We start from the raw sequence: 17,679 nt of genomic DNA on the forward strand, positions 1-17,679 counted from the left end.
GAACCAGACCATGGAGTGGAAGACCCGCCTCGCGGTGCAGTACACCAAGGGCACCGAGACGGTGCTGATCAGCCCGATCGACTCGTTCAGCCCGTCCTTCTCGCTCAACGTCGAGGCGCTGCACTCGTGCGAGGCGACCCACCTGGGTGCCATTCACGCGCCGGTGTCGATGAACTTCACGATGACCGTCAAGGCGATCGGTGACGTCGCCGGCCGGCTCACCAAGCTGGCCCTCGACGGTGAGCTGTTCGACATCGCGCTGTTGGAGCACACCGGCGACGACTGGGCGTTCTCGTCCTTCGTGTTGCAGGACTGCATGATCACCAGCGCGACGCCGACCACCGCCACCATCTCCGGCGCACCGGCGGCCACGTTCAGCGGCTTCAGCCTGGCCGCCACGGTCGACCCGAAGACCGGCGACCAGTCCGTGCTGCCCTAACCCGCCAACGACAGCCCGACGAACCGGAGGTAGCAGATGGCGACCGGTGCTGGCCGTGCCGCCCGGGTCACCCGTACCGGGCTGGCCCTGGTGCACGCGGGTGAGTTGGTGCTGCCGGCGGCCGGCAGCGAGGCGGAGGCCGAGCAGGTGGCCGAGGACGACCGCGCGGTCATCGCGTACCACTTCCCGGTGGAGATCGAGGTCGTCGCCGCCGGTGGCGCGGTCGACGCCGACGCGCTCGCCGACCTCGCGCTGGCCCGCCTCGCCGAGCACCTGGACGGGCGGTTCTGACGGTGGCCATCTCGGTGCACGTGCCGGTGCGGATCCGGCTGGACGCCCGGTCGCTGACCGAGCGACCGGAGGCGGTGACCGAAGCGCTCGCCGCAGCCCTGGCCCGCGTACTGGAACGCTCCCGCCGCGAGGTGGTCGCGCCACGCGGCGGCTACCTGGAGGTACGCGCAAAAGCGCCGGAGTTCCGGTGGACCGGCGCGGGCGGCGGCCGGGTGTCCCCGGATGATCGGCGGGCCTTCGAGGCCCGGCTGCGCCGGCGCATCGACGAGGTCGTCACCGCGGCGCGGCTGGACCCAGGGCTGCCCCCCGGGGTGGCCGCGCCGTTGAGCCGGCCGGCGGTCGAGCTGTTCGACCCGCAGCGGATGCGCCAGCTGCTGGCCGTCTACCGGGTGCCGTCCTACGACGACGGTGGTGACGCCGCCGAGGTGCCGGTGGACGGCGACGAGCCGCCGCCGGTCACCCACCAGTGGCTGCTGCGGCCGGTCACCTACCTGGTCAGCCACTTCGCCGAGCTGGCTCGTGAGGCGGTACGCCAATACGGCGGCCTGCCCAGAGGAATCCCCCAGGGTGTCATCGCCAGGGTGATCGACCCCACCGGTCGGCAGGTCTGGCTGGTCATGGTGACCACCACCCCGCTGTCCTACCTGACCTTCGACACCTTCGGCGAGACGGTGTTACGGACCACCCCGCAGCCGCACTTCGAGGTCGAGGCGCGGGTGCCCAGCCCGCAGCCCGGCACCGTCGAGCGCCGGCCCGTCACCGACCGGGCCGCCCTGGTCGCCATGGTGGACGACGAGATCGGCGACGACGTCCGGCAGCGGCTGCGGACGGCCCAGCCGCGCGGCGGGACCACCAGCGCTGAGGAGTACCGGGCGCAGATCGAGCGGGCCGTGGACGTCGAGGTGACCCGGCGGGTCGACGCGATCCTCGCCTCGGTGGGTGGGGCAATGCCGAGCTGCCTGGTGGTGATCCGGGTCGGCGGGGTCTCCCTGCTGTTGGTGGGCACGGAGGAGACCGACGCCACCCTGCACTGGACCGGCAAGGCCAACCTGCTGCCGATCAGCATCGAGCAGCCCTCGGCTACTCCGCCGGACCCGAACGCCCCGCCCGGCGGCGGCGTCGGTACGGGTACCGGCTCGGAATCGGGATCCGGCAGTGCAGCCGGCAGCGGACCGGGCGGAACCGGCACCGGTGGCCTCGGCACGGGCACCGGACCGGGTGGTGACGCCGGTGGCACCGGTGGGGACGGCACCGGCGGTGCCCGACGGGGCGGGTTCGTCTTCGACCCGAGCAGCCCGAGCGCCCCGCCCGGCGCCGAGGGACGGCGGTTTCCCGCCGTCGCGGGCGCGCACTCCGAGATGCGTGCCTGCGCGCCGTTCAACGGCGAACCGGAACTGGCCACGCTCGGCCCGGACGGCGACGAGCTACGCCGGCTGATGGACGACATCGCGTTCCGGCTCCAGATGGGCGAGCCGTGCCGCTACCCGGCGAACTTCTGCCTCCAGGCCGCCGCCATGCTGCGCGGCCGGGCCGCGGCGATCAGCCTGCTGGTCGGCGCCGCCGAGCGGGAGGCGTTCACCCGACCCGTGCCGGAGGGCACCGGAGGGCTCGGCCCGCTGGACTTCCGACCGGTGGCCTCGCCCGCCGTGCAGTTCCTGCGCCACCTCGCCGGTGTGGTGCCCCGCCTGGACCACCTGGCCCAACTGGTCATGGGCCGATACAGCCAGCCCGAGCACTTCGCCCGCATCCAGGGCGGCTGGATCGACTCGTCCGCCTCCTGGAACCTGCACTTCATCCAGGCGCTCAGCGGCGCGATCAAGGGCGCGGTCGGGCAACTCTTCATGGTCGGCAGCCAGGCGATGCTGGTGCAACTGCTGCTCAGCTCGCGTACCGGCATCGACGCCCGGATCACCAACTTCGACCAGTACGCGCCGATCTTCGAGCGGCTGATGGTCTCCCAGCTCAGCGACTACGCCGAACTCCAGGGGCTGCGCGAGCGGCTGCGCCGCCACGAGGCCGCCCGCTGGACGTCTGAGCACACGTCGATGGGCGGCGGCACCCTCGCCACGCTGAGCGTGGCCAACCCGTCCACCGCCTGGTACGGGGCAGCGCGTGCCATCTCCAGCGCGTTCCTCGCCACCGAGGCCGCTCTGACCAGCCCCGGCGCGGCCGGCGAGATCGTCGAAACCGACGGCACCACGCGGATCCGTGACTCGCACGCGGTGCTCTGGACCCAGGCCGAGATCGAACAGGCGCTGGTCATCCAACGCGGCGAGGCGGAGGGCATCGACCCGCTGGTCAAGCAGATCACCGACCTGCCCGACCTGCTGGCCCGCTTCGCCGGCAACCGGTCGGCGATCCGCGACGAGCTGTGGCGGGTGCTGCAGGACATGCGGCGCAACAACACCGAGATGCTCGGCCGCGCCCGCACCGACGCCCGGTTCGCCTTCAGGTCCAGCCGGATCAGCGAGCACATCCCATCGGCCACCATCCCCCGTGGACGGTTCGCCCTGCAGGGCATCCACCTGGTCACCCACCAGCAGATCGGCGAGTTCTTCGGAGGCAACCTCTACTACGCCACCGGCGTGGACGACCTGTTCGCCACCGAGCTCGGCCGGGAGGCGTTGTCCTCGTTCGGGATCATGGTGGGGATCATCGCGCTGTCCATTCTCTGCCCGCCGCTGGGCTTCGTGGTCGGGGTGGCCGTCGCCGCCGTCGACGTGGCGCACGCCCACCAGCGCGCCCGCCTCTACGCGTCGATGCTCGACCCGGAGCTGGTGCTCACCCGCACCGAGGTCGAGGTCGAGCTGTTCGCCGCGTACCTCGGGTTGGCGTTGTCGCTGATCCCGGAGGTCGGCACCATCGGCGGCGCGGCCGTGCGCGGCGGCCGGGTCGCCCTGCGCTTCGGCGTCCGCGCCGGGCTGCGCGCCGCCCGGGGGTACGTGGTGCGCCGGGTCACCCGGCAGATCATCGAAGCGGCCTCCCGCGACCTGCTCCAGGCGTTCCTCACCGAGATCCTGCTCAACGAGGTGCTGGAACGGGTGGTGCAGAAGCTGATGGAGCCGGTGCTCGCGTACGTGGAGCGCGAGGCGATGCTCAGCGGCGCGGTCGGCGGCCCGGAGGGCGCCCGGTTCATCCTCATGGTGCTCGACTCGCAACCCGGTGGCGCCGCCGCCGGACCGCGTGTGCCGGTGGTGCGGCCGTGACCGGGCCCCGCCGGTTCCGTGCCGGCCGCTTCCTCGACGCCGCCGCCGTGCACGCCGCCGCCGATGCGAACCCCCGGCTGCGCCGGTTCATGCGGACCGTCGCCGCGCACAGCGAGGCCGGCGAGGTGCGGTCCCGGCGGCTGCTGGAGCACCTCATCCGCCGCATCGTCGACGACGTCGGCGACCTGCACCTGGGCAACGCGGTCAACCGGCTGGAACGCATCGCCGTGCTGCGGGACAACATCGCCGCGATCCTCGACCACGTTCTTGAGGGCGGAACCCTGCCGGAGGGGGTGCGGGTGGCCACCCTCGGCGAGTACTTCGACCAGCTCAACACCGAGATGCGCGAGCTGAGCCGGCCCCGCGAGGGCATCGTCGGGGACGCGCCGCTGCGGCTGGCCGACGACGCCGCCCAGTACGCCGACTCGCTGCTGCGCGAGTTCGACTCCGCGGGCGGTGGCACCTCCGGTCGACACGCCGAGCCCGCTGCCGTCGTCACCGACGCGTTCCGGGCCATGCCGGCGGACCGACAGGCCGCGCTGCGCCGTGCCGCCGAGCTGGAACCGCAGGCCTTGTGGCGGGCGGTGGCCGCCGAAACCGAGAGCGGCAAACGGGCCGCCGTGGCCGACCTGGAAACCCGCCTCGGCGGCCGGCTCACCCCCGACGAGCTGGCCCGGATGCGCACCGCCGTCGACGACCTCGGTCGCGCCCGCTCACGCGGCCTGCAGATGGGTCAGGCCCGGCTCACCGAGGCCCTCGCGCGGATCGGTGACCCCGATCTGCGGGCCGTGGTGGCCGGTGGCGACGTGTGGCTCACCCAGCAGCTCGCCGTGCACAACCCGGAGGCGCTGGCCACCCTCTGGCAACGCTTTCGCGACCGGGGCGGACGCGCCGACGACGGCCCCGGCTTCCGTGCCTACCTGCGCCACGACATGGTCACCTACGGCCGGGGTGTGCTCGGCGAGTACAGCGCGGCGTTCTCGCTGAGCAGCATCGAGCTGTTCCTCAAGGGCCCGGACGCCAACGTCAAGGTCGCCGGCACCGACCTGGTCGGCATCGGCCATGACGGCTGGGTGTGGCTGATCGACGACAAGTCACACCGGGCGGCCAGCGTCGGCGGGGTCAGCGCGCTCACCGACAACCTCGTCACCAACCTGCGCCGCGACGCGGCCGACTTCCGTGAGGCCATCACCCGGCTGCAACGCGACGACCCCGGCTTCACCCCCGACCCACGGATCCTCGACGCGATCTCCCGGATGGAGGACGCCGCCGCCGAGATCGACCGGATCAACCGGCGCGGCTCCGCGTCCACCCGACCTGCCCGGATCAGCCGAGCCCTCGAAGAGCGCCGGCTGCGGCTGCGGGTGACCAGCGCCGCCGGCGAGGTCCGCGAGATCACCCAGGCGCTGCGCGACCTGGGCCTGGCCGTCGAACCCACCGGTACGCCGGTGCCGCTGCCACCCACCGGAGGGCGCTGACCATGGCCGTCACCAGTTTCATGCGGTACGGCACCGTGCCGTCCGCGATCATCAGCGACGGGATTCTGCCGATCCCCCTCTGGGCCGTCACCGCCATCTCCCTCGCGCAGACCTACCACCTGCCGCCGATCGGCTCCACCGCGCACAAGGCGATCGTGGCCACCCACGACGACACCATCACCCTGACCGGGGTGCTGGTCGGCCCGGAACGCTACGCGTGGAAGTTCGCCCTGGAGACGATGGCGGAGGCGAGCAAGCGTGGCACCGCGCTGGCCGCGTACTCCGGTGGGAAGTTCGGCGGCCTGATCCTGGTCACCTCGATGACCATCCGCACCGACATGCAGGTGCAGTCGCTGACCTTCAACGCCTCCGCCGCCCGCCGGGACGTCCTCGACACCACCATCACCCTCGTCCACGTGCCCCGTCCCAGCCTGCTCGGCAAGCTGCTCGACGTGGCCAGCATCGGAGTCGGCGCGCTCGCCGACGGATTGGGGAACTGATGCCACCGTTCCCGATCGACCGCTACCTGCTGCCGGAGGCACCGATCGAGGTACCCGACGGGTTCACCGAGGTGCGGCAGAGCCTCACCGCCGGCGTGCCGCACCGCATCGAGCTGGGCGCCGGCGTACACGCGGTGCTGATCCTGCCCACCGGGCTGGCCCGGCAGTGGCTCGACACCGACCCCCTGGCCGTGGTCAGCAGCTCCGCCGACGACCGGGCGCCCCGGCCCGCGCCCCCGGCCGCGCCCCGGCCACCGGTGCTGGTCGGTCGGGTGCCGCTGCGTCTGGTGGTCCGTCAGGGCACCCGGATCCTCGGCTCGGTGCCGCTCGCCGCCGGCCTGCGCCGGGTCTGCCCCGACGCCGGCGCGCCCGCCGACACCGCCGGGCCCGCCCCGGTCGCCGTCGAGGTGGTGGTGCTCGCCTGGCTGCTGCACGCCGGGACGGTACGCGGCTCCGGCGACTACGGCTCGTCGGTGACGCTGGCCTGGCGCCGAGCCGACCGCGCGGTGGACCAGTTCGGGCCGCCCCCGATCAACGAGTTCGTCTGGCGTCGCCGCCCGCCCGCACAGCGCGTCGAATCCGAGCTGGGCCCCGGCAAGCTGCGCTACCGCTACCTGCTCGACAAGAAGCTGCGGAGGGTGCTGCGATGACGCTCACGCCGTTCCAGACCGGCCAGGTACGTCAGGGCGCGGTCGGCAACGACGCCGGCTGGACCGTGACCTTCCACCGGGAGACCCCGACCGGGCTCAGTCAGGACGCGGCGCTGACCCTGTCCAGCGCCGACTACTACGCGGCCATCGACGCCGCGCTGCCCGACGGGCTGGGCCCCGGCGCGTACACGATCACCGTGCAGGGGCTGATCGACGAGCACTTCGCCGCCCTGCGTACCGCCGAGGGGCAACCGCCGCTGGTGGCGAAGCTGCACCTGTACTGGCGTGACGCCAACACCTCGGTCGGCGCCTTCTTCACCAACCTGGTCGGCGTCAACGCCGGCCCGTCACCGGCCGAGCTGACCCAGGCACTGGTCGCCGTGCTGCGGGTGACGAAGGTGCGCCGGCTCACCGGGGAACGGACGTACGACACCGAGCTGACCCTCGTCGAGCAGGCGTACGCCCGGCTCGGGCAGCGGGTCGCCGAGCGGTTCGAGGCGGCGAACTTCACCGCCGCGATCCGGGCCATCGCCGACCGGAGCCGCGTGGACATCGCCACCTGGGGCGGCAACCCGGACGGCACGATGACCCAGGGCGCCAGCGAGGCGGCCGGCGACGAGCGGGTCGCCTTCGGCGCCGGGCTGCTCTACCGCGCCGCGCTGGACCGGATCGGCGGCGCGTTGCAGCAGTCGCTCAACGCGTACGGGCGGGGGATGCTGCTGATCCGCGACGGCACCGTGCACGTCGGCAAGCGGCCCATCCCGTACCCGGAGGGAGAACCGAAGCCACTCACCCTCGCCACCGGGCTGCTGGCGTGCACCGAGAACGGCAGCCAGGACACCGACCCGTACGCGGCCACCGAGACCGCCGGCACCGCGGCACCGCGCCGTCGGGCGTGGACGCTCACCCTGAAGGGTCGCCCCGACCTGAAGCCCGGCGACCTGGTGCGTTTCGACCCGCCAGCGGTGGATGAGGCCACCACACTGGGCAGCGTCGGCGCGGCGCTGCTCGGCTCGTTCGCCGCCCCGTTCGCCCCGTCGACCGGGGAGTTGGGCGCGGGGGCGAAGCTGCTCTACCTCAGCGCCGCCCGGCACACCCTGTCGCGTACCGCCGGTTTCGTCACGGTGGTGCAGGGCGTCGAGGTCACGTCGGGCGACCAGGCCTGGGACAGCTGGAGTGACGCCTCCGGCGTGGGCACCGCCGAGCCGGCCGGTCCGGCGTCCTCGCCCGGTGTGGCCGCCGCCGAGGCGGTGCGTCGAGTGGCCCGCGCGGCCCGGGGCGAGACGCGCGGCCTGGAGATCGGCGAGGTACGCGCGGCGGCCACCAACGCCAGCGGCGCCGTCGAGCCGCCAGCACAGACCGAGACGGTGTGGGAAGGGTTGGCCCGCTCCGACGGCCGACCCAACGGCGCCCGCCGTCTGCCGGTACGCCGGGAGCAGCCCGCGCCGCTGCCCGGGGTGACCTACCTGACCCCGTTCGCCTGGGGTGGGTGTGGGCTCATCCTGCCCCGCTACCCAGGCACGCGGGTGGCGATGGCCTACCGCAACGGCGCACCGGACGACCCGGTGGAGGTGGGCGCGCTCTGGCCGACCGGGCACGCACCGGTCTCCGAGCCGGGGGACTGGTGGCTGTCACTGCCGGTCGGGGTGGCCAGCAACAGTCGCTCGTCGATCGGCGACACGGTGGTGCCTGCCGACCATGACGGCAAGGTGGCGCACGACCTCACCGACGGCGACGGCAACCGGGTCATCGAGCTGGGGGAGCTGACGGTGCGGGTGGGTCGGGCCCAGCTGGGCGGTCGGGGCCAGCGCCCGGAACGCGCCGACGAGGCCGACAGCATCACCATCGAGCACGCCGCCGGCGGGTCGTCGATCGTGATGAAGCAGGACGGCTCGATCACCATCACCGCCACCCAGATCGACCTGGACGCGGGCAACGGCGCGGTGAACATCAGCGGCGGCACGGTCACCATCGCCGCCGACGACGTCGACGTCCAGGTCAGCAACGCGATGAACGTCCACTGAGGAGAGCGACATGGCTTTCGTGCTCACCACGTCGAGCGACGTGCACTGCCCGAGTCAGGGTGCGGTCACCCCGGCCGGGCAGGCGAAGCTGACGGTGGCCGGGACCCCGGTGGTCCGCCCCGACGGCATCACCGGCAAGTCGGTATCCGGCTGCACGATCACCGACAGCAGCTCCACCGTGCAGTGCAAGAACGTCGTGTCGGCGTCCGGCGCCGCCCAGAAGCTGCACGTCGGTGGGGCCGGAGTAGCGCTCGACACTCTGAGCGGCGCCACCAACGGCAGCACTCCCGGCCTGGCCGCCAGCGCCGGGCAGAGCAAGCTGAAGGCGGTCTGAGGTGGACCGGACCGAGCGGGAACGGCAGGCGGCCCAGCGCCGCTACCTCGGCTGGGGCCTCGCCTTCGAGCCCACCATGCCCGGCGTGGACCTGGCTCGCGACGTCGTCTTCGACGACGGGCCGAACGGCCGCGTGCTGGCCCTCGTCGCCGGCACCGACAACGTGGCCCAGAGCCTCGCGGTGGCGCTGACCACGTTGCGCGGCTCGAACGTCTTCGACGCCACCTTCGGCTTCGACGGGCTCAACGCCCTCGCCGAGCCGATCGAGCCGAACCTGGTCCGCGAACAGGTGCGGATCGGCATCATCACGCTGCTCGACCGCGACCCCCGGGTTCGCAAGATCGTCGACGTGAATCTCGACGACGGCCGGCTCGGTGCGAACGGCACCGATGACGCGGCCCGCGCCGCGCTGCGCTCGTCGCGCACCCTGCAGGTGCAGGTCCAGTTCGAAACCATCACCGACGACCGGCTCTCGGTGCATCTCGGGGAGCTGCCCAATGTCTGATCCCACCCTCCCGGCCGAGCTGGCCGACGTCCTGGCCGTCGACGCCGCCGCGTTGCGGGCCACCGGCTCGACCGGCTTCGGCATCGTCGAGAGCGGCTTCGTGCCGAAGTCCTTCGCCCGACTGCTCGCCGAGAAGCTGGCCACCGCCCGGCTGCTCTTCGGCGACGACATCGACCTGACCAGCGGCGCCGTGCTGCGCAAGGTCCTGGAGCTGGCCGCGCTGGAGGATGCCCGACTGTGGGCGGCGCTCGGCGCCGTCTACGACAACTCGTACGTGGTGTCGGCGACCGCCGACGCGCTGACCCGCCTCGGCGAGGAACTGGGCATACCCCGGCCGTACCTGCCGGCCCGGGGCACGGTGAAGCTGAAGCTGAAGGCCGCGCTGCCCACCGGCCGAACCCAACTCACGCTGCCCCGGGGCGCACGGCTGTCGACACCGGGCGGGCACCACGTCGCCCTGGACGAGACGGTCGTGCTCTCCGCCGCCGTCGGCGAACGGGTGCCGGCCGTCGCCGCGTTCTACCCCGGCCCCGCGCACAACCTCGACCCCGCCCAACCCACCCAGAAGATCGACCGGTGGAACCGGGCCGACACCCTGCTGGCCGACCTGGACGACGCCGAGCAGGCCGCCGGCAAGGAACTGGTGGAGATCACCCACACCGTCGCGCTGACCGGGGGTGAACAGCAGGTCCCCGACGCCCGCTACCGGCAACTGCTGCTGGCCGCGCCCCGCTCCATCTGGACGGCCGAGGCGATCGGTTTGGCTGTGGCGACCGTGCCGGGCGTACGCCAGGTGCAGGTCTTCGACGGCCGGGGCGGGCTGGACCTCAACCAGTCCATCTTCGGCAACTTCAACTTCATCGAGCGGGTCTTCAGCACCGAGCGTGACCTGGGAAATCCGTACTACGTCACGGTGCTGGTCGCGCCGACCGCCGCCGCCATCTGGGACGGCCCGGACGGCTTGCACGCCGCCGTCGAGTCGGTCATCGAGGACCTGCGCCCGGTGGGCATCTTCGCGTCGGTGGACCGGGCCGACGAGGTGGGCATCGGTGTCGAGGCCGACCTGGTGATCCGCGGCCTGCCGCTGCCCACCGGCTCCCGCGAGACGGTGAACGCCTCCACCGCCGCCACCGAGCTGCGGGCCCGACTGCACGCCCGGTTGCGCCGCTACGTCGACGAGCTGCCCTTCGGCGAGCCGGTCCGGGCGGCCGAGGTGATCTGGACGCTGATGAACGAGCCGGGCGTCGCGGACGTCCGCGCACTGCGGCTGGTCCGCTTCCCGGCCGACTCGGCGGTGGTGGTGACCGGCAGCGCGCCCACCGGCGACGGCGTGCAGCGGCTGCCGGTCGGCGACAACGCGGTGCTCGCCACCAACCAGGTGCCCGTCTACGTCGACCGGGACGACCCCCGGCCGTTCCGGATCGTCTGAGCGGGGGGCGCGATGACCGACATCCGGGTGCCGGTGGACGGGGCCGACCCGTCCGTCGAACGTAACCTCGTCGACCAGCTGGAGGGCCCGTACCCGGGCACCGTCCGGCGGGTCGTGGTGCCGCTCGCCACCACCGGCACCGCCGCCGTGGACTGGACCAGTCGACACCCACTGCTCACCGTGGTGCTGCGCCGCGACCTGGTCGAGGAGACCGTCCGGGTGACGGTCACCGTGGACCCGGGCGGCACCGGTGAGCGGGTGCTGCCCCCGGTGGTCTTCGCGCCCTGGTCGGCCGCCGGAGCGTCGGTGCCGGCGTACGTGCCGAACACCGCCGACGAGCCGCTGGTCGCGTCGTTCACCGTCGCCGTGACAGCCGAGCGGGCCGTCGACGGTGCCGCCGCCACGGCGGTCACCGGTGCGGCGCTCACCGGGCTGGTCGAGCTGGCCGTGCTGGAGGGCAACCTGGGCCGGCTGCTGTACCTGGTGTCGTACGAGAAGCACCGGCTGCGCCGCGCGGCCCGGGAGGTGCACGCGTACCGGACCCTGGCCCATGCCCGGCGCGACGCGCTGGACCGGATCGGCGCGGACGTCGGGGTGGCGCGCTTCGTCGACGAGTTGGTGCACGAGCCGGCCAGTGGTGAGGTGTACGCCCGGCGGTTGGCCCCGCCGGCCCGCGAGCTGGACCCCGCGTACGCCCACCGGCTCGGGCTCTACCGGCGGTTCCTGCTGCCCACCCCGGGTGCGGTGCGTCGGCTGCTCAACGGCCCCGGCGCCGACACCGACCCGAATGCAGGGCTCTTCGCGGACCTGCCCGGCGGCGCCCGGTTCACGCTGCGCGAGGACGACGACCGGTTCGCGGTGGCGATCCGGCTGGTCGCCGCCGGCGATCCGCAGCACCGGATCAACTTCCTCGCCCAACTGCGCCGGGACCGACTGGTGCTGCCCGCGAACACCCCGCCGAACAACACGGTGCACGCCGGCCGGGCGTTGCCGGGCAGCCGGCTGACCGAGGTCACCGCCCTGCGGGCCAGCCTGCGCCAGTCGTACGCCTTCGACAGCGCGCACGGCATCGCGCCGCCGCTGGCCGCCGCACTGGACCGGGCGGGGCGGGTGTGCCGGGCGCTCGGTTCGTCGGTGGTGTGGCAGGTGACCCGGGCCCAGGACGACGCCGGTGGCAGCCGCTACGAGTTGGGCCTCGGTGTGGACGTGAGCTGGCCGACCCCCGCGCAGGCCACCGACCTGCGTAACCGGGTGTTGGACACCGGTCGGGCGGTCACCGCCGACCGGACCGCCGAGGCGTTGATCGTCGCCGCTCGCGCACGCGGTGTGCCCACCGTGGCGGCCGACGGTGAGCTGGCGTGGCTGTGGCGGATGTGCGGGTTGCCGACCACGCACCGGATCAGCACCACCCGGATGTACCTGTCGCACCTGCCCACGCGCGGGCTGGCGGTGACCGCACCGCTGAGCGCCGCGGTCGGTGCCGACGCGGCGGTCGAGGCGCAGTTCCACGCGCCGGGCGACCCGGGTGGCAACGCCCTGTTGCTGGCCGGGCTGGCCGCCGCCGCGACAGCCTGGACCGGCGGTGGCGAGCCGGCGTGGGCGCCGCTGACCGACGCGGTGGCCCGGACCCGGTGGGCGGCGGTGCCGACCCGGCCGGCCGGGCAGCCGGTGGACCAGGTGCTGGCCGCAGCCGGCCTGCCGGCGGTGCGGGAGCCAGCACCCGTGGTGGCCGCGCTGAACCGGCTCCCCGACGAGCTGGTCGAGACCATCGAGTTGCCGGCGGCGCTGGCCTCCGCGCTGATCGCCGGGCAGCCGGCCGCCGCCGACCGGCTGGCCCGGCTTGTCGGGTTGCTGCGCGATCAGCACCTCGCCGCCGCGCTGCCGCTGGTCGACACCGGCAACCGGGTGCTGCTGGTGTGCAGCGTGATCGGTCTGCCGCAGGCCGGGCTGAACCTGGCCGAGCGCCGGGCCACCGGGTTCCGCTGGTACACGGTGGGGCTCGGCGGCGGCACGGCGGAGATCAAGGCGGTCGGCGCGCGGACCACGCTGCGGCCCACCCACGCCGGGCTGGTCGCCGTGGTGGCGCTCTCCTATGTGCGCACCGGACTGACCGACCCGTACGAGTTCCGGGTGGAGCTGCCCGACGGGGTGACGTTGACCCTGGCGCAGTACGAGCGGCTGATGAACGCGCTGATGCGGGTCTGCCCACTCGGTGTGGAGATCAACACGTTCGGCATTCGCCGCGACCACGTCGACCTCGACGCCGACGGCGACGCCGAGCCGCTGCGCCCGGCGGTGGCCCGAACCTTCCGCACCTTCCAACAGCGCCGGCACCGCGGCGTGTACGACCAGCTCTGAGAGGGATACCACCATGGCGAGCGAGATCAACTATGACGGGGTGACCGTCACCGAGCTGTACGAGGCGTTCACCAAGCACGGCATTCCGGCCTCGGACGCCAGCGTGCTGGTCTCCTCCTGGATCTACGAGAACGTGGGCACCGCGAAGCGGGTGTTCAGCTACGCCGAGTCGTTCCCGGCGGTGGAGCCGGGCTGCGCGCCGCCGCCGTTCGCCCGTACCTTCGCCCACGCCGACTGGGTCGACGGCGAGGACGTGGTGCAGGCCGGGCAGACCCCGGGCGAGCAGGGCTTCAACGAGCGCTTCCACCGCATCGAGCACGACCTGGACCACCTCGGCACCGACCTGGCCAAGGCGTTCTCCTGCATGGCGGCGATGCGGGTGAGCCTGCGCCGGCTGCTCGACGAGATCCGCGCGGAGATCAACCGGCTGCACTCGACGGTGCACGAGACCAAGGTCAGCCCCGGCCCGTACACGATCGAGCAGATCCCGAACTACATCGGCACGCTGGACTTCGGCAGGTACATGGGCACCACGATGTTCATGGACAAGAAGGTCAGCATCTGGCAGACCAAGGCCGGCACCATCGTGCTGCCCGCCGTGGAGACCCTCGGGGTGGACGTGATCGCCGGTCCGAAGGTCCGCGGTGCCGCCCAACTCGCCCGCTACGCCGCCGAGCACGAAGACGTCCGGCAGCGCTTCCCGCGCGAGGTGAAGCTGGTCGAGTTCATCCGCCTCTTCGGCGAGGACGAGGTGGCCGACGGCCGGCTCGTCCGCGACGTGCTCAAGGTGCTGCCGGCGGAGACCGCCTACCCGAGCGTCGACGCCATGTTCGCCGAGGTGAGCGAACGGGAGGCCGTCATCGTCCGGACCACGGTCGGCGCCCAGTCGGCGGTCTCCGCCGCGCTCGGCATCGAAGCCGAACTGGAGAACGTCGCGGACGCCGACATCGCGATGCTCGCCGGCGTGCCGACCAAGGCCCGGGCGGCGCTGGCCCGCGCCGGCATCAGCACGCTCGGCAAGCTGGCCGACGCGCAGCCCGAGCAGGTGCTCGCCATCATGAAGGAGGCCCAGATACGCGCCGACGTCGGCGACGCCGCCGAGTGGACCGGGTACGCCCGGACGCTGAGCAAGCTGCGCTGAACGGCCGGTACCGACTCCGGCGAACGGCTGATCCACGCCGCTCGCCGGGTCGGTGTGACGACACTGTGCTGGCGCGTTGACCGTCCACACCCGACCGTGGAACTGCCACGGGGCGATCGGGTGCGAAAGGCGCATGCATGGCTGTTCACGAGGTAACGCACGACCTCCGCTTCGGGGCACCCGAGACCGACGCGGGGCAGCTTCCCCGGTACGCGTTGCGGTTGCTCGGCGGGTTCGGGTTGGAACGCGACGGGCGGGCGGTGGCGGTGCCGCAGGGTGCCCGCCGACTGCTGGCCTACCTCGGCGTACGCCAGGGATGTGCCCGGTCTGAGGCCGCCGGCACGCTCTGGCCCGGCTCGCACGAGGAGCGGGCGCGGGCCAACCTGCGCACCATGCTGTGGCGGCTGCACCGGGTCACCCCCGAGCCACTGGTGGAGGAGGACGACCGGCTGGCCCTGGCCGCCGGGGTGACCAGCGACGTGGCCACCCTGGGCGCGGCGGCCACGGCGCTGCTGGCCGGCGGGTCACCGGTCGGTGTCGGCCCCGGTCTGCCGGCGCTGGCGACCGGTGAGCTGCTGCCCGGCTGGTACGACGACTGGGTGCTGACCGAACGGGAACGGCTACGCCAGACCCAGTTGTACGCGCTGGAGGCGCTCGCCGAGCGGCTCACCACGCAAGGCCGGTTCAGCGAGGCGGTGCAGGTGGCGTTGACCGCTGTGCAGTTGGAGCCGCTGCGGGAGAGCGCCACCCGCACGTTGATCGCCGTGCACCTGGCGGAGCGCAACATCAACGAGGCGGTACGTCGGTTCGAGCTGTTCCGCGCCGACCTGGGCCGGGAGTTGGGCGTCGCCCCGACACCCTGGCTGGAGCACCTCGTTCGCGCCGGCCTGCACCAGGTGTGACCTCGCCCGCAGCGGCATCCGCAGCGCCCGTCGGGCGGGTCAGTGTGTCGCGGGCGGGATGCTCTGCTCGTACTGGAAGACGTTGTGGGGGTCGTACTTCGCCTTGACGCGGCGCAGCCGGTCGAAGTTGTGGCCCCAGTAGGCGGTTTCCCATTCCGCCATGCCGATGTTCGGCACGTTGACGTAGGCGCCGTTCACGTAGGGCCGCAGTGCCTGGCTGAACTCGGCGATCCAGGTCTGGGCGATCGGGGTGATGGCGTCGCCGCTGTCGGGCTCCCCGCGAGTGCCCCAGCCAGCGCCGGGCTCGGAGTAGAAGAGCGCGTCGCGGTGCGGGAAGGCCGCGCCACCGAACGGTTCGTGTCTCTGCGCCCCGGTGCCGAAGGCCTGGGTAAAGAAGTTGCTGTCGTCCGACGGGGCGTCCTGCATGAACGCGCGGATGACGCTGATCGCCTTCTGCGGGAACGGCTCGCTGGTGAACTGCGAGAAGAACTTCCAGTTCGCGGGCTCGTCCTCGGTCGGAATCTGGAAGCCGGCATAGGTGTCGCCCCAACCTCCGATCTGCACCGTCACCTGGGGGTTGCCAACCGACAGGATCGGCGCGAGCAGCTTCCTGGCCTCCGCCTCTGATCCCTCGGCGAGCACCCCGAACAGCAGGATCTCGTTCGGGTGGACCTCAAGCTGGCTGCCGAGGCGGGGGTCGGTGAACGGTGCGGTGCGCTGCCAGGTGTCGAAGACCCCGTGCAGGTCGTCGAGGCCCTCCCAGGTCGCCTGGAGGTAGGCGACGCTCTTGAGCGGGGCCACCCTGTAGGTGAGCGAGGTGACGATCCCGAAGTTGCCGTTTCCCGCGCCGCGCAGCGCCCAGAGCAGGTCCGGGTGGTTCCACGGGTCCACCTCGAGCACCTTCGCGCCGTCGGCACCCGCCGCCACGACGATCTCCGCCCCGACCAGGTTGTCGCAGGCCATTCCGAGGTAGCGGGTGAGGAAGCCGAAGCCGCCGCCGAGGGTTGCGCCGGACAGGCCCACGGTTCCCTCCGTTCCCGTCGTCGCCGCCAGGTCGTACTCCCCGAGCGCGGTCACCGCCTCCAACTGGTTGAGCCCGGCGCCGACTCGTGCGGTGCGACTGGCGACGTCGATGTGGGTTTCCTTCAGCTCGCTGACGTCGATCACGATGCCGTTGTCGACGTTCGACCAGCCCTCAAGGCTGTGACGGCCGCTGCGGACCCGCAGCGCGACGTTGTTCTGCCGCGCCCACGTGAGCGCGTTGACCACGTCCCGGGTCTCCTGGGCGAAGACGATGACCAGCGGATAGTGAACGAAGAGCTCGTCCCAGCCGATGCTCGCTTCCGCGTAGTTGGGGCTCTGGGGACGGACGATGCGGCCGGTCAGCTCCGCTGGCGGGTACTTCGCGCCGGAGGAGGACCCGGGACCGTCGGCCGCGATCGCCGAGCTGCCGGCCATCATGCCCGGGAGAGCGACCGCTCCGGCGCCGACGGCCGTCGCCTTGAGCAGATCGCGCCGAGAAAGGTCGCGCATGGGTCCGAATCCTCTCGATCGGGGGTACGCCAGAGATTCCGACCAAGAGGACTTTTGCCTCCCATCTGGCGCAAACTCACCGTAATGCCGGAGGCTTCTTCACAGATCTGAGAACTTGTCGCAGAACCCGGTCGGGTGATGCGACGCCTGGTCAGTGGGGGTGGGCGGGCTGGTCCAGGATGGCGCTGAACCGCTCCTCGGCCAGGTCGAGCTGGCCGAAGATGTGCCGCTTCACCTCCGGTGACAACGGTGTGTCCGGCCGGCCGATCAGATCCCGGAAGAGCGGCACCAGCGGCCGGTACTTCCGCGCCGACGAGACGACCTTCGGCCCGACCGTGTGGATCACCCCCACGCCGTTGTCGGTGAAGTCCGACACCTTGATCACCCGGGCCCAGGGCTCCCGGTCCAGGCTGACCGCCAGGTGCTCCCGGTACTGCGTGTTGCGGTCCCGCTCGGGGTCGTACACCGGGTTGGTGACGGCGGCGACCAGGGTGGCCACCCGCGGCCCGAACCGCGCGGCGAGCGCGGTCAGCGCGGCCCCGGCCGGGTCGGCCCCCGGGTCGCCGCCGGCCAACTCGGCCGGGTGGTCCTCCACCGCGTCGTGCAGCAGGCCGGCGACGATCACGTCCACGTCCCGCACCTGGTAGTGGTGCATCAACCGGATCGCCACCCGCAGCAGGTGGTTGAGGTACGGCTCGCGGACGCGTCGGTCGTCGCGGTGCAGCTCGGCGGCGAGGTCGAGCGCGGCGGTCAGCCGCACCCGGGCGGCGTCGTCGAACTGCTGGACCTCCAACCGGAAGCGTTCCAGCAGGCCCGGTTCGCCGTGGATCTCGGTGATCGCGTGCATCGGCATGCTGCCCAGGTGCGGCGGGAAGTCCATGCGTCACTT

General features: G+C 72.6%; 15 protein-coding genes. 13 read left to right on the forward strand and 2 right to left on the reverse strand.

The features are described from left to right. The first annotated feature begins 10 nt into the window (after nucleotides 1–10). The 13 genes from ABZT18_RS11265 to ABZT18_RS11325 all read left to right on the forward strand — a co-directional run bounded on the left by ABZT18_RS11265 (nucleotide 11) and on the right by ABZT18_RS11325 (nucleotide 15,257). Complete coding sequence (locus ABZT18_RS11265; RefSeq protein WP_354994240.1) at nucleotides 11–439, forward strand: hypothetical protein; 429 nt, start codon at nucleotides 11–13, stop codon at nucleotides 437–439. Between the two features lie 36 nt (nucleotides 440–475). Further along, a complete protein-coding gene (locus ABZT18_RS11270; RefSeq protein ID WP_354994239.1) occupies nucleotides 476–730 on the forward strand; it encodes a hypothetical protein in 255 nt (84 codons plus the stop codon). 2 nt (nucleotides 731–732) lie between these two features. After that, entirely contained in the window at nucleotides 733–3,936 is a 3,204-nt protein-coding gene (locus ABZT18_RS11275) for a hypothetical protein (protein WP_354994238.1), read from the forward strand. Beyond that, nucleotides 3,933–5,414 (forward strand): hypothetical protein, encoded by a 1,482-nt coding sequence (locus ABZT18_RS11280; RefSeq protein WP_354994237.1) that lies wholly within the window; start codon nucleotides 3,933–3,935, stop codon nucleotides 5,412–5,414. The genes ABZT18_RS11275 and ABZT18_RS11280 overlap by 4 nt, the downstream gene beginning before the upstream one ends. A gap of 2 nt (nucleotides 5,415–5,416) precedes the next feature. Beyond that, complete coding sequence (locus ABZT18_RS11285; RefSeq protein ID WP_354994236.1) at nucleotides 5,417–5,914, forward strand: hypothetical protein; 498 nt, start codon at nucleotides 5,417–5,419, stop codon at nucleotides 5,912–5,914. Next, nucleotides 5,914–6,564, forward strand: a complete 651-nt coding sequence (locus tag ABZT18_RS11290; RefSeq protein ID WP_354994235.1) for a hypothetical protein — start codon at nucleotides 5,914–5,916, stop codon at nucleotides 6,562–6,564. Before ABZT18_RS11285 ends, ABZT18_RS11290 begins: the two co-directional genes overlap by 1 nt. After that, the gene (locus ABZT18_RS11295) at nucleotides 6,561–8,588 is read left to right on the forward strand and encodes a hypothetical protein (RefSeq protein WP_354994234.1); all 2,028 of its coding nucleotides are present in this window, start codon (nucleotides 6,561–6,563) and stop codon (nucleotides 8,586–8,588) included. The genes ABZT18_RS11290 and ABZT18_RS11295 overlap by 4 nt, the downstream gene beginning before the upstream one ends. Nucleotides 8,589–8,598: 10 nt before the next feature. Further along, complete coding sequence (locus tag ABZT18_RS11300; RefSeq protein WP_354994233.1) at nucleotides 8,599–8,922, forward strand: hypothetical protein; 324 nt, start codon at nucleotides 8,599–8,601, stop codon at nucleotides 8,920–8,922. Between the two features lies 1 nt (nucleotide 8,923). Then, nucleotides 8,924–9,427, forward strand: coding sequence for a hypothetical protein (locus tag ABZT18_RS11305; RefSeq protein WP_354994232.1), 504 nt, complete (start codon nucleotides 8,924–8,926; stop codon nucleotides 9,425–9,427). After that, nucleotides 9,420–10,856: a baseplate J/gp47 family protein gene (locus ABZT18_RS11310; protein ID WP_354994231.1), complete on the forward strand. Its 1,437-nt coding sequence runs from the start codon at nucleotides 9,420–9,422 to the stop codon at nucleotides 10,854–10,856. Before ABZT18_RS11305 ends, ABZT18_RS11310 begins: the two co-directional genes overlap by 8 nt. A gap of 12 nt (nucleotides 10,857–10,868) precedes the next feature. Beyond that, nucleotides 10,869–13,214 carry a hypothetical protein gene (locus tag ABZT18_RS11315; RefSeq protein WP_354994230.1) on the forward strand — a complete coding sequence of 782 codons (2,346 nt, stop codon included), beginning with the start codon at nucleotides 10,869–10,871 and terminating at the stop codon, nucleotides 13,212–13,214. A gap of 13 nt (nucleotides 13,215–13,227) precedes the next feature. Continuing rightward, complete coding sequence (locus tag ABZT18_RS11320) at nucleotides 13,228–14,355, forward strand: hypothetical protein (protein WP_354994229.1); 1,128 nt, start codon at nucleotides 13,228–13,230, stop codon at nucleotides 14,353–14,355. A 137-nt stretch (nucleotides 14,356–14,492) separates the two neighbouring features. Then, nucleotides 14,493–15,257, forward strand: a complete 765-nt coding sequence (locus ABZT18_RS11325; RefSeq protein WP_354994228.1) for a BTAD domain-containing putative transcriptional regulator — start codon at nucleotides 14,493–14,495, stop codon at nucleotides 15,255–15,257. A gap of 39 nt (nucleotides 15,258–15,296) precedes the next feature. On the opposite strand, the gene ABZT18_RS11330 is transcribed toward ABZT18_RS11325, so the two are convergent. Both ABZT18_RS11330 and ABZT18_RS11335 read right to left on the reverse strand, forming a co-directional pair. Continuing rightward, complete coding sequence (locus tag ABZT18_RS11330) at nucleotides 15,297–16,790, reverse strand: FAD-binding oxidoreductase (RefSeq protein WP_354994227.1); 1,494 nt, start codon at nucleotides 16,788–16,790, stop codon at nucleotides 15,297–15,299. A 151-nt stretch (nucleotides 16,791–16,941) separates the two neighbouring features. After that, a complete protein-coding gene (locus ABZT18_RS11335) occupies nucleotides 16,942–17,670 on the reverse strand; it encodes an HD domain-containing protein (protein WP_354994226.1) in 729 nt (242 codons plus the stop codon). Nucleotides 17,671–17,679 lie beyond the last annotated feature (9 nt).

The organism is Micromonospora sp. NPDC005291 (genome assembly GCF_040607415.1).
Taxonomy (GTDB): Bacteria; Actinomycetota; Actinomycetes; order Mycobacteriales; family Micromonosporaceae; genus Micromonospora.